Here is a 12,347-nt window from a genome sequence, read left to right on the forward strand (position 1 = left end):
TAATTTTTGAGGCAGTCATCTTTTTTATTTACAAGAATACCTGCTATTTTTTAGGCAAACATTAGCTTCTGCGAGAATTATTATTCAATATTTTTTTAAAAAAACTTCTAAATCTTGTTCGTTAGTTAGTTTCAATATTTTTTTTAGCCTGTACTTTCCAGTTTGAACAGATTTATGAGAAATATTAAATAAAACTGAAATCTCTTTTGCTGTAAAACCATATTTTATTAAGGCTGCTAAGTGTTTTTGACGATTAGTTAAACCGTTAAATTCAGTATCGAGCTTGTCAAACATCACTACCGAACTTTGTTCTAAATTTAATAGAAATTGCTTTCTATCAGCCTCTAAATTCTTACCCTCTCTAGTATTCTTAATTAATTCAGTTATTTTTCCTTGGTTTAAGTGCTTTTGAGCAGAGGTGCTAATTTGGTTTAAATGCTCTTTTAGGCTTAAAATATTTTCATTCTTTTCTACAATTTGAGAAGCTAATTGATGTACCTCCTTTTTCTTCTTATGTAGTATTTCCTCTTGTACGTCTATCTTAGATTCTAACAATATTTTATTTTTGGCCAATCGATGTCTTTCTTGTTCGGCCTTGATAAATTTCAGCTTTTGTCTGTATAAAAAAATCAAAACAAGAATCAAAATAAGTAATAACACTGAAAGAGCAGCCCAATACATCATCGCTGTATTTCTCTTTTTTAATTCAATCGCTTGTTGATTTCGGAAAACTTCATGTTGTGTTTCCAACTCAGCAATTTGCCTTTCACTCTCTAAATTAAAAAGTGTATCATGAACACTCTGATACTTTAATAGCGTTTCATAAGCCGCTTGGTAATTGCCTTTTTCACGATACAATTCGTGTAAACTTAACAAAGGTGCACGGGCCTCATTAGGAGCAAAAAAGGTATCTAGAACATTTAAAGACTTAAGTAAATGTTCTTTATACTTGTGCGATTCACCTGCTCCGCGATAATAGTAAGCTTTATTGTATAGTAACCTCGCGTAATCCTTTGATAATTGTAAGGTGTTCTTTTCGTTTAACTGGGCTTTGAGAATGACAGCCTCCGCCTTATTTAAATATTCGAGACCATCTGTGTTTTTTCCTATTAGTAAGTTTAAAGCTCCAAGATTTGAATAAAGTATTTGTATATCATTAATTTGGTCAAGATTATCATAACCTAAAACTTCTTCGTAGGCAGCTATGGCTTTTTGTATCTGTCCTTCCTTATAATATATTCCTCCAATATTACTAATCGTTCTAATAATATTCTCTTCTTTAGATAGTAATTTGTAAATAGATAAACTTTGCTGTAAATACCTTAAAGCTTTATCGGTTTTCTCTAATTCATAGTAAACTTGACCAAGTTTATTCAACGTCCTAGCGTAGTCAAAACGAATAATACTATCCATTTCCTTATTTTTCTCAAGAACAGCTTTAGAATTTAATAAATATTGAAGAGCTTCAGGATAATTTGATCTGTAAACTGCTATTTCACCTAACGTATAATCAATTTTATATCGTAGAGAATCATTTTTATTTTCTAGAAGTAATTGCTTGGCAGCTCTACTTAAAGAATCGGCTTTTACCGGATCGCGACGCATTATCAACTTGGCCGAATCTAAAAGAGAAGTTAACTCTTGAGGAGTCTCATCGCTGCTTTCAGTGCGAGAAAAAAAATTAGTAGAGCCCATAAAAAATCCAATAGAAAAATAGACCACTACTAGTAATACAGTGGTTACTAATAAGAATTTAATAGCGAGCGAAATATTAAATTTAGGGAACCATCGCATTTGTCAAAAATACTTAAATCGATGAACAATGTTTATGTTTAATGAAGGGAAACATTCAATTAATAAAGAGAACTGCCAAAGACTCTTTGCTTTACTAAACCTGATTTCACTCACAAATTACTATTTACTAGTTTTATAGTTTTACAAATCGATTTTGGAATCGCTAAAAATAGTTTCCTTTGTTTGAGCTAATAATGATTAACCGATCGTAGAGGTCGCTTTAATTGTAAAACCAAAAGAAATAAATAGATAAAAATGATATTAAATTGTAGAAGCCTAATAAGACTATATTTAGTATTAGGATTTTTGACTGTATTTTACGGATGTAGCGATAATAATGAAAAAATAGCTGTAAATAAAACAGGTGAAACGCTTATCGAACGAGTACTAGCACCAGAGGGCTATGAGTGGATAGTCGAAGACAGTGGCTCATTTGGTGAGTTCTTACAAAATACAAATTTGAAAAAAGACGGAAGCCCTATATTAGACTATAATCAAAAATCAATTAGAAATCAGTCTGAACACATTGCGATTTTGGATTATGATATAGGCAATAAAGATTTGCAACAATGTGCGGACGCAATTATTAGATTAAGGGCTGAGTATTTATTTGAAAAGGAACGATTTGATGAAATTAGTTTTCACTTCACAAACGGAGATTCTTTCAGTTGGAATGATTATAAAAACGGAATTAGACCTAAATTACTAAGTCCTTCTAAGGTTTCGTTTGAGCAAGTAGCCAGCAAAAATGATAGCTACGAAAGTTTCAGGAAGTACCTCGATGTTGTCTTTATGTACGCAGGAACTATTTCTTTGAATAATGAAACAAAAAAAGTAACAAATAACAGTGAAATTAAAACTGGTGATTTTTTAGTTACGCCTGGAAGTCCTGGCCACGCCGTGATTGTAGTAGGAAGAGCAATTAACAAAAATGGAGATATCGTTTATTTGTTAGCAGAAGGGTACACACCTGCACAATCTATACACGTGCTAACAAATCCTTATAATAGCAAAATCAACCCCTGGTATACACTGGATGTTGCTAAAAAGTCTACCATAACGGCAAGGTATTTATTTAGAAAAACCAATATACGCACCTTTAAAAATTAGAGTGACTAAATTTTAACTTAATCTAAAATGTAATTTTAAAAGCTTACGTTTCAAAAATGTTTAAAAAATCCCTAACCCTTTCTATACTGTTAATAAGCACACTCTTTGTTTTTATATCTTGTGATAAAATTGAACAAAGATTAAAGTCTAAAAATCTAAAGATTGGTGATAAAGTAGATAGCCTAAATGGTGTTTATGTTTATTACAACGCTAATGTTGGAAATGTAAAAGGAAGGAACACTACTGCCGATGGATACAACATCGGACTAAAATACCAATGTGTTGAATTTGTTAAGCGTTACTATTACGAACATTTAAATCATAAAATGCCAGATAGTTATGGGCATGCAAAAGATTTTTATGAAAAGGGATTAGGAGATGGAAAAAGAAGTAAGCGAAGAAATTTAATTCAATATTCCAACCCTAGCAATAGTAAACCTAAAGTGGATGATCTTTTAGTTTTTGATGGCACAACTACCAATAAATATGGACACGTAGCTATTATTTCAAAAGTGACAGATTCCAAAATAGAAATTATCCAACAAAATCCGGGACGCTATGGCCCCTCACGAGAAAACTTTAAACTGAAACAAAGCAACGGAAAGTGGAAAATTGGTAATACTAAAATTTTAGGATGGTTACGAAAGGAGTAACTGTTGGTTTTTATTTTTAGATTTGATAACCTAATATTTACTAGTAAATGAGATTTTTTAGAAATATAGCACTTCTCTTACTTCCATATCTCTTAATGATAATTATCAATGAAGCCTATCGCCCGACGATAAAGGAAACACCCTATTCGCTGAAAGGAATAACAGCTATAAATTCAGATGTAAGAACGCCGGATAAATGTACATGGGCGGCACATAGCGATACTGCGTATTGTAAGCAACACCATGTAAAACTTCTTAAAAACTATATGGAAACTACCGATAAAATCTATTTTGGAGCCATAGGCGCGTTGCGGTCCACCGGTAACTATGGCGCTGCCAATGTGATTTTTTTGGTTATCCTATTTCCACTAATAATTTGGTATTCATTAGTGAAAATCATTGACTACACTTTAGAAATTAAAGCACTAAAAAAACAGTACAATGGAAAATCTAAATAATCTATATCAGACGATAATGTATATAGGCGGTGTTGTGTATGCCTATTGCACAGACTTTACTATCAATCTGGCAAATCTGACAGGTACGTCGTATTACGAAATTAATTTTTTCTTTTTCTGTGTGCTTTTTCCACTCCTAATTATAGTATTACCTGTAATTGCTGTAATCCTAAAATATAGATTGCGAGGCTTGAAAAAGCGTACAGGCCTTTATTCGGTTCCTTGAAAAGCACTGCTAAAATTATTTTTAGAAAACTCCATCTACTTCAACAATAACTCCTTAAAAAATGCTTTCACTTCAACTTCAAATATTTCCTCTGGTATTCGATGTTGTAAATCTTGCCTGACTTTAATATTATAATTGTCAATTCCGATTGAGTTCGATAAAAATTCTAAAGTTGATTTTGGATCAATAACCTCGTCTTTCGCCCCTAAAACCAGATGTTTTAAGTTGGAAATAGGATTTTTAATGTCAGGAATTTCTTGGTGAACAGAACGGTAGGCTAGGGCAGGATTAAATAGTAATGCCGGACGTTGAAACCTGTCTGCTATATAATATGCCGCAAAACCTCCCATGCTACTGCCAATAACGAAATCGATGTTTTTATCGTTGTATAGCTTTATCAAGCTTTCTATACTTCTCTCGTCATTTCTATAGTCGATTTGAGGCGAATAAACCATTCCGAATTCCTCAAGAATAGCTCGTTTTTCAGTATTAAGACTGCTGTCCAACCCGTGTAGGTAAAGTATGTTCATGTAGTTGTTTTTCTTTTTTTATTCATTTATAGCAAGGGCGTCGATATTTTTTTTCCACTCATATATTATGTTTTCTTCCAATCGTGATCGTCAAGTGAAATCCAACTAAGATAGTAGACATTATTAAGTTTAATCGAAAACCTTAAGGTTTTAATTCAAGTAATAGTACCATCGTTCCCGCGCGATTGCATCGCGTGGTTTCCTAGGCTTTAATGTAATATCAACTTGTTAATTCTCTTTCTTTATTCGATATCCGCTATTGCTTTTCAGTATTTTGGTCGAGTTGTTGAGCTTTTTAATGAACGGCAGAAAACCATACGAGAAGACTCGTGCGGTAGCGGGTGTAGAAAATTTTCATTGCTTCAGTAATTTTGAAAAACAATGAAACCTAACCTAAATGCTTTAAGTAGAAAAATTAAATTTTGAAAATTAGAGCATACCATGCAACGGTTCAGATTATGATAAACGATTTTCCGGGTTAATTTTTGTTAAACTTAACACCCTAATAATTAAATTTTAAGTACATCAAATCCCAAACAACCATTTTATTTTAGATGTTACTCCTTTTTTCTCATGATCAGCAATTGTAAACGTTTCATTGCAATCTATTAATGTAAGCTCTTTATTAAATCGCCTATTTATTTTAGATAAATTAATAATCGTACTCTGGTTAATTTTTTCGAAACCATATGGTTCTAATTTTTTAGAAAGTGCATTAATACTTATTCTTATATTAGGAGAAATAACCTCGTCATTCTCTTTAAAAAAGTGAACACAATTTTTATTTGCTTTTTCACCCTTTATATTTTTGGACGTTGTAATGTAAAATATTTTATCAGGGTTAAAACCTATATCTTGGTTTACTCCAATGGAAAGTATTAATGATTCTCCTTTCTGTATTCCGATTTTACTATTTACTCTACCAACAACTTTGTTTTTTAAAATGATTTCAAACTCCTCTATCGCAAAAGGCTTACTTAAATAGCCTGAAATATCTAAATGATTAATCACATTCTGCTCATTGTTTCTAGTCGAGGTTAAAAAGATTACTTTTTTATTAGCTCCAATATTTTGTGCTAGTTCAAGACCATTATAACCTGGCATTTCAAAATCCACGATTAGTAAATCATAGTCCGTTTCGTCAACTTCTTTAAAAGCATTTATGGAACTACTATAGCTTTTAATATGTTTTAAAGCATAATTGTTAGCGATAGTGTCAATTTTGCTTTTTACATAGCTTAATGTTTTGGGGTCATCATCAACAAGTATGTAGCGTATCATTTAATTAATATGTAAAATTAGTTCTGAGAGGTATTGTCTATTTGAAAGTTCTTTATGTACTAACTTGCTATTAGGATAGTAAGCGTCGAGTAATTGTTGTAAAGCATTTAACCCAAACTGATCGGAATGCTCTGTTTTCATTTGATTATTAATTTCTATACTATTTGTTAAACTGTATCTTAGCTGTTGTTGCCCTGTTTCTTCTAAAGTGAGTTTAATAAAGGAACCTTTCTCATTTAGACTTCCGTGTTTTAAAGCATTTTCTACAAAAGGGAAAAATAGAGTTGGTTTTATTTTTAGCTGTTCTATTCGTCTTTCACTCAGCGTATTCTTTATTTCAATATTAGCCTGAGGTTTTAAATACTGAATTAGCTCCATAAACATATTAATATGATTCCATTCTTCCTGTAAGCTAGAATTTTCTTTATTAAGCGCAGAAACATTGTAATCTAACAGTTTAAAAATTTGTTTTAAAGCTTTTAAAGAGGGTATTTTGATTTCTGGCTTTTTAAAACTGTAATAAAACCCTAAAAAAGATTTTTGCTCGTTTTGACTACTTTCTAAATCTATATAAATCTGGTTAATCAAGTTTTTTATAAAATGGGCGCCCAGCCTAGTATTATTGGCTTCTACACTTTTAAAAACCACGTAACGTTCATAAGCCTCTTTTTGGTGATTTATAACCTCTTTTTGTTGTGCCATTTCTTTTTCTTTCTGGCTTAAGGTTTCATTTAATTTTTGCTTGTAGCGCTTTAATTCTACTTTAACCTGTGCATTTTCAGTTTGGCTTGCTATTAGTTGCCTTTGTAATGTCTCTACTAGGGTTGCTTGAGTTTTTAAACTTTCAATTTTAGTCTTACTAACTTTTAACTCTTTCGTTATTCTTCTATTTTTTTTTCTGAAAGAACGCTTTTTGTAAAGGTTGTACCAATTGCGAATAACTAAAAGGACTAATAATCCTAAAAGAATAAGTGTTACGGTTTTTAATACTTCATTTTGCTCTATAAGGTCAGAATACGAAGACTGCTGTAACATAAAGAGTTTGGTAGGTTTGAAATTGGTTGATAATACAGGCTGCTTTTTGTTAAACTTTAAAGAGAATTTAATAAAAACCGGGGGCTATGTCCCAAATATAGCTTGTATACCCCAAATTATAAAAATAAATTTCATTCTATTTTAAATTAGCCATGAATAAGAAATGTTTGGTAAAGTACCAAACTGTTTAAATTTAATTAAAAATAATTTTCATGAGTAATTCAACCCAAAACAATCACAAAGCGAATCAAGCAAATTCAAACAAAGGAACATCTGGAAATAATACAGCTAATAGCAAAGTACATGGTAATAGAGGTAAACAGTTAAACCCAAATCAAAAGTCTAAAAAATAAACTATATAAATCTCGCTTTTAATATTAAAGGCGAGATTAATTTGCTTTTAAATAATAAAAATAAATCACATTAAATTGATTTGACGGAGGAGAAAAGTCTTTCGCAAGTACACCCATTAGAGAGCAATTTAGGTGATAATCACCCAGTATTTGACAATCTATCTATGAGTAAACTTTCAGTAGAATGCAACTGTAATATCAATATAGTATTTGATTATACGTTCGGGTCTCATTTCATTAAAAACGCATTTAATGTATAATTAGAAGTGTCAGATCAAATAGCCTCCAACTAAATTAGATAAAACAACAAAGTAAATGAGATAACAAGTTTATAAGAAATTAAATTATCGGGGGTATGAAAACAAATTTTTTAAAGGTTAACAATGTTGATTTTTTAAACAAGACTAATTATTATGGTTTAGTTCTAAATACAGATAATTTTACAACTAAAGAAGTTTCTCATCGTACAAATAAACACTACCCTGAATGTAATGGTGTAGGCACGATACCTAGTATTAATTTTCACCTGTGGGAACCTTGTAACATGAGATGTAAATTTTGCTTTGCAACCTTTCAAGATGTAAAACAAACTATCTTACCAAAGGGACACTTGCCTGAACAGGATGCTTTAAAAGTAGTAGAGAAAATAGCTGCTGCAGGTTTTAAGAAAATAACTTTTGCAGGTGGTGAGCCTTTACTATGTAAATGGTTGCCAAAATTAATTAAGAAAGCGAAGCAATTAGGAATGATTACTATGATTGTTACCAATGGTAGTAAATTAACAGATGCTTTTTTAAAGGAAAATAGAGCCTATTTAGATTGGATTGCAGTAAGTGTAGATAGTTTAGATGAGGATATAAATATTAAATTAGGGAGAGCAGTTATAGGCAAAAAACCATTAAGCAAAGCGTACTATTGTAATCTAGTGGATAGCATCAAGAAGTATGGTTACGGTTTAAAAATTAATACGGTAGTGAACAAAGTAAACTATAAAGACAACTTTACTGAATTTATTGAATATGCCAAACCAAAACGTTGGAAAGTACTACAGGTATTACCAATTATTGGACAAAATGATGATAAAATTCATCAGTTTAAAATTACAGATGCAGAATATACATATTTTGTAAATACACATAAATCAGTAAAAGTGTTAGTGCCAGAATCTAATGAGCAAATAAAGGGGAGTTATGTCATGGTAGATCCTGCAGGACGCTTTTTTGATAATGCAATGGGAACGCACAATTATAGTAAACCAATTTTAGAAGTTGGAGTGAAAGAAGCTTTAAATGCAGTTTATTATAATCTTAATAAGTTTTTAAACAGAGGAGGGGTTTATGATTGGGAGATTACTAAAAATAAGTAATTTTTAATATATACGAATAGATCATAAAGTATAAAACTTCACAAGCAGCTGAGGTTTTATAAATTTTTGTAATTTGACTTTTTTCTACTTGTTTAGTCTTTGTAGATTCAATGTTTGTTTGGGATCGAGCGTTCGAAAAACATACGTCTGCTAGCTGCTGCTAAACCATTATATCGTCTGGTCTCCTAGGCTTTAACGTAGTATCGGTTTGTTAATTCTCTTTCTTTATTCGATATCCGCTATAGTCTTTCAGTATTTTAGTCGAGTAGTTGAGCTTTTTACTGAAGTGTAGGAAGCCACTCGAGAGAAATGACTTCGTCGAATTTCATTTCATGCGGTAGCGTGGTTTGGTTTGTAATCAAAGTTTATTCCAACTAGTGTAGGTGATAACTATGGTTTAAGCTAAATAGTTATAATAAAAAATATCTAGGAGTAATAAGTTAATTCATCATTAAGCAATTTAAAATTTATAACCTTGGTACATATGTAAAGTTCTGCTCAGACAAGACAAGTTCATCATCAAAACTATAGGCAGCTAAAACCCCTTTCTCCTTTGCAACGCTATAATCAAGACAACAAATATTTTCTTTATAGAGTGATGGTTTATTTTTAAGCCAGTAGTGTCCGAAGAAGACATTCTTATCGTCTTTTTCGTAATAGTCTTTATTTTTTAATATAGATGTCTCAATTTTTGTGTTGGGTAACCCATCTAATGGGTGTATACAAATAGAGTTGTAAGTCATCTGGGAGGGGTCTTCCCACCATTTTATTCTCATTTGTGATCGTTCATTGCCATCAGTATCCTTGAACTTACTTCCATTAGGAGTACTAATTTCCTTGCCTTTCAAGGTTACCCCAATCGCCTCATTTAATTCTGTTCCAGGTTTTACAGTTTCATGAATTAAATCGCCTGTAATTCTATTGTTATTTAGGTATTTTTTTAAACATGCTATGCTTTTATAATCCCAACAAGCATGAACCGCTCTTATTTTTTCTGTTTCATAAAATAGGGGGAGTGTTTTAAACCACTCTAAGTACACTTTCAACTCCTCTTCTTTATTTTTAAACTGTCTGATGGTTTCGTAATGTTGAAGTATATTTTTTACGGAATGTTCTCTTAAATATCCACCATTTGAATTTATAGTGTGAAACCCTAGCGCATTGTATTCGTGGTTGCCCAATAATGCGATTGCACTTTCATTATCGACCATTTGCTTTACAATTTGTAATGTCTCTCTTATTTTCGGTCCCCTATCAATATAGTCGCCAACGAATAATGCCGTTCTATTAGGATGAGAATAGTATTTGTTTACTTTAGTATACCCTAGTTTTATGAGTAGTTGTTCTAGTTCATCTGCATGGCCGTGTATATCTCCAATTAAGTCTATCATTAATTATTGTTGAAATTTGGTGTTGTTAATTATATTACTACAAAAATCAATTCATATTTTTATAAAATAGGATTTTTCATAGAAGTTTTACCGTATGAAGGCTTTCCTGTTTTATGACAGTATTTTTCTTTAAAATTTTCATTTCCATATTCATTCCAAATTTTCCAAGCTTCTTTACACATGGGTTGTTTTGGATTGAACTTAATTTTTTTTCCAGTTCGAATACAATATCCATAAGTTTGAATTTCCGAATTATTTTTATTCAAGAATTCTTCATTAAAAGCTTCTCTTTCGGGTCTGTCTTCTGAATTCGAACCTAATGCTAATTCGTCTGGATAATCATTCAATTTATTATTTCCTGTTTCTCCATTTAAAGAATTTCCATAGAATTTTTCTGTTGAGTCAAAAAGAATTTTGGAGCTGACATACCTTTTTCCAAATAGTTTCTGATCATAGACAGGTCGTTTAATGAACACAACTTCATTTGCTTCCGCAATATCCATGCAAGTATTCCAGGCTTCATTATCTGCTGAGGTTGAAAACCGATTTAAAATAGATTGTTTTGAAAAAACTCCAAATTCAATATTGTTTATAAACGAGTAATCATAAAGATTAATAGATGTAATAATTCCTTGACTTTCATTTCCATAATATTTTGCATGTAAATTAGGAGTATAAATAATACTAACATTAGGAAACTTCTTAAAAAAGTCAAAGTCCCTTTTATTCAAACTCCGCTTAATGTCCTTTTGATTTTTACCAAACACCAAAAGAATATGAATTTTAGGGTCATTTTCATGTTTGTTAAACAACTTTTGAAAATATTCATCAAGCTTGATGAATGGGGAGACTATTAGTAAGTTAGCTTTTGCATCCCAAATAGTGTCATATATAGCTGATTCTAATTCTTTACCAGTTACAAATTTACTCATAGTTGATTATTTAAATATTGAATATCTTCTTTTAAAGGAATAAATTAAATAGGCATCACATAGAAAAGAAGTTAATTCGGCACAATATATCAATTTTTGAAATATTTAAAATGATCGGATTAGAGGATTCGAATCGTTAATTGTGTTGAATTATTGTAAAACTATCAGGTTATATAGGAATGACGAAGGTATAATTTCATGGCTTTCATACTAATATGCAAAATCTTCTAAGGCCCCCTATCTAATATCAAAATAGACAACCTATTTTAAGATTTAAAGTGTAAAAACTACTCTTAAAAATATCTTAAAATAATTATTATATTTGAAACGCTCCCCAGAATTATAAATTCGTCCCATTCGTGAAATATCGAAATGGGATGGATGTTTATTGTTCTATATTTTAAAAATAGCCCTTCAAATCAGAAAAGATTTCAACGGAAAAGACTTAGAACAAGTTTAAAAACTTTTGATATTATTTAATTTAACATGATCAATCCTAACAAGAGTATTGAGGTGATAAAAGCATCACTTTTAAAAAATAAACTTAAATCCTTATCAGGCGATTTAGATGAAAATAATGCAATTCGATTACATCGTGCAATAAGTTGGGTGAAGTGTGCCGAAGAACAAGCTAACAATCCAGATTTAAAGTTTATTACATTGTGGATTGCATTTAATGCTTGCTATGCCGACAATGACGCACATGAATTTGAGTTGTCCGAAAAGAAACGGTTTAGGGATTTTATTTCTAAACTGGTGGAGTACGATGCTGAAGATAGATTCTTTAAAATATTGTGGTATAAGTTTCCAGGACCTGTAAGATTGTTAATTGATAATAAATATGCATACAAGCAATTTTGGGATGCACAACGTGGAGATTCAATAGATTGGGAGTCGCGTTTTAAACAATCTCAAATAGATTCGAGAAATTATCTAGCACACCAACAAGTATCTAAACTATTGGAGTTAGTGTTGGATAGATTATACACAGTTCGCAACCAATTAATTCACGGTGGCGCAACCTATCAAAGCAAACTAAATCGCTCTCAAGTTAAAGATGCTAGTCAAATACTTGAATTTCTATTACCTATTATAATAGATATCATGATAAGTAATAGGGGAGAAGATTGGGGAGTGATAAATTACCCGGTTATCGAGTAATAAAAACTAATTATTAAAAATAATAACACGCATATTTAATAATTAAAAGCATCAATT

At 31.2% G+C, this 12,347-nt stretch carries 13 protein-coding genes; 7 read left to right on the forward strand and 6 right to left on the reverse strand.

Going from position 1 to position 12,347, the window contains the following annotated elements; genetic code table 11:
- Positions 1-84 precede the first annotated feature (84 nt).
- On the reverse strand, positions 85-1,794 hold the full coding sequence (locus K8344_RS11940) for a tetratricopeptide repeat protein (protein WP_237608916.1): 1,710 nt from the start codon (positions 1,792-1,794) through the stop codon (positions 85-87).
- 306 nt (positions 1,795-2,100) lie between these two features.
- Between K8344_RS11940 and K8344_RS11945 the strand changes: the two genes are divergently transcribed.
- From K8344_RS11945 to K8344_RS11960, 4 genes are read left to right on the forward strand one after another with little or no spacing between them, the layout of a single operon-like run.
- Positions 2,101-2,904, forward strand: a complete 804-nt coding sequence (locus tag K8344_RS11945) for a DUF4846 domain-containing protein (protein ID WP_237608917.1) — start codon at positions 2,101-2,103, stop codon at positions 2,902-2,904.
- A gap of 56 nt (positions 2,905-2,960) precedes the next feature.
- Positions 2,961-3,557 carry a CHAP domain-containing protein gene (locus K8344_RS11950; RefSeq protein WP_237608918.1) on the forward strand — a complete coding sequence of 199 codons (597 nt, stop codon included), beginning with the start codon at positions 2,961-2,963 and terminating at the stop codon, positions 3,555-3,557.
- A gap of 47 nt (positions 3,558-3,604) precedes the next feature.
- Positions 3,605-4,015, forward strand: a complete 411-nt coding sequence (locus K8344_RS11955; protein ID WP_237608919.1) for a hypothetical protein — start codon at positions 3,605-3,607, stop codon at positions 4,013-4,015.
- Entirely contained in the window at positions 3,999-4,241 is a 243-nt protein-coding gene (locus K8344_RS11960) for a hypothetical protein (protein WP_237608920.1), read from the forward strand. The genes K8344_RS11955 and K8344_RS11960 overlap by 17 nt, the downstream gene beginning before the upstream one ends.
- Before the next feature lie 35 nt (positions 4,242-4,276).
- Here K8344_RS11960 and K8344_RS11965 read toward each other — a convergent pair whose 3' ends face one another.
- From K8344_RS11965 to K8344_RS11975, 3 genes are all read right to left on the reverse strand, one after another.
- Entirely contained in the window at positions 4,277-4,771 is a 495-nt protein-coding gene (locus K8344_RS11965) for a YqiA/YcfP family alpha/beta fold hydrolase (protein WP_237608921.1), read from the reverse strand.
- Between the two features lie 525 nt (positions 4,772-5,296).
- On the reverse strand, positions 5,297-6,052 hold the full coding sequence (locus K8344_RS11970) for a LytR/AlgR family response regulator transcription factor (RefSeq protein ID WP_237608922.1): 756 nt from the start codon (positions 6,050-6,052) through the stop codon (positions 5,297-5,299).
- Positions 6,053-7,087, reverse strand: coding sequence for a LytS family sensor histidine kinase (locus K8344_RS11975; protein WP_237608923.1), 1,035 nt, complete (start codon positions 7,085-7,087; stop codon positions 6,053-6,055).
- Positions 7,088-7,299: 212 nt separating this feature from the next.
- On the opposite strand from K8344_RS11975, the gene K8344_RS11980 reads away from it, so the two are divergent.
- Positions 7,300-7,440: a hypothetical protein gene (locus K8344_RS11980; RefSeq protein WP_237608924.1), complete on the forward strand. Its 141-nt coding sequence runs from the start codon at positions 7,300-7,302 to the stop codon at positions 7,438-7,440.
- Positions 7,441-7,795: 355 nt separating this feature from the next.
- Positions 7,796-8,806 (forward strand): viperin family antiviral radical SAM protein, encoded by a 1,011-nt coding sequence (locus tag K8344_RS11985; protein ID WP_237608925.1) that lies wholly within the window; start codon positions 7,796-7,798, stop codon positions 8,804-8,806.
- A 467-nt stretch (positions 8,807-9,273) separates the two neighbouring features.
- Here the strand turns inward: K8344_RS11985 and K8344_RS11990 are convergent, their stop codons facing one another.
- A complete protein-coding gene (locus K8344_RS11990; protein WP_237608926.1) occupies positions 9,274-10,197 on the reverse strand; it encodes a metallophosphoesterase in 924 nt (307 codons plus the stop codon).
- A 59-nt stretch (positions 10,198-10,256) separates the two neighbouring features.
- Complete coding sequence (locus K8344_RS11995) at positions 10,257-11,129, reverse strand: phospholipase D family protein (protein ID WP_237608927.1); 873 nt, start codon at positions 11,127-11,129, stop codon at positions 10,257-10,259.
- A gap of 486 nt (positions 11,130-11,615) precedes the next feature.
- Here K8344_RS11995 and K8344_RS12000 point away from each other — a divergent pair, with 486 nt between their 5' ends.
- Positions 11,616-12,290 (forward strand): HEPN domain-containing protein, encoded by a 675-nt coding sequence (locus tag K8344_RS12000; RefSeq protein WP_237608928.1) that lies wholly within the window; start codon positions 11,616-11,618, stop codon positions 12,288-12,290.
- Positions 12,291-12,347 lie beyond the last annotated feature (57 nt).

The organism is Aequorivita xiaoshiensis (genome assembly GCF_022008395.1).
GTDB classification, from domain to species: Bacteria; Bacteroidota; Bacteroidia; order Flavobacteriales; family Flavobacteriaceae; genus Aequorivita; species Aequorivita xiaoshiensis.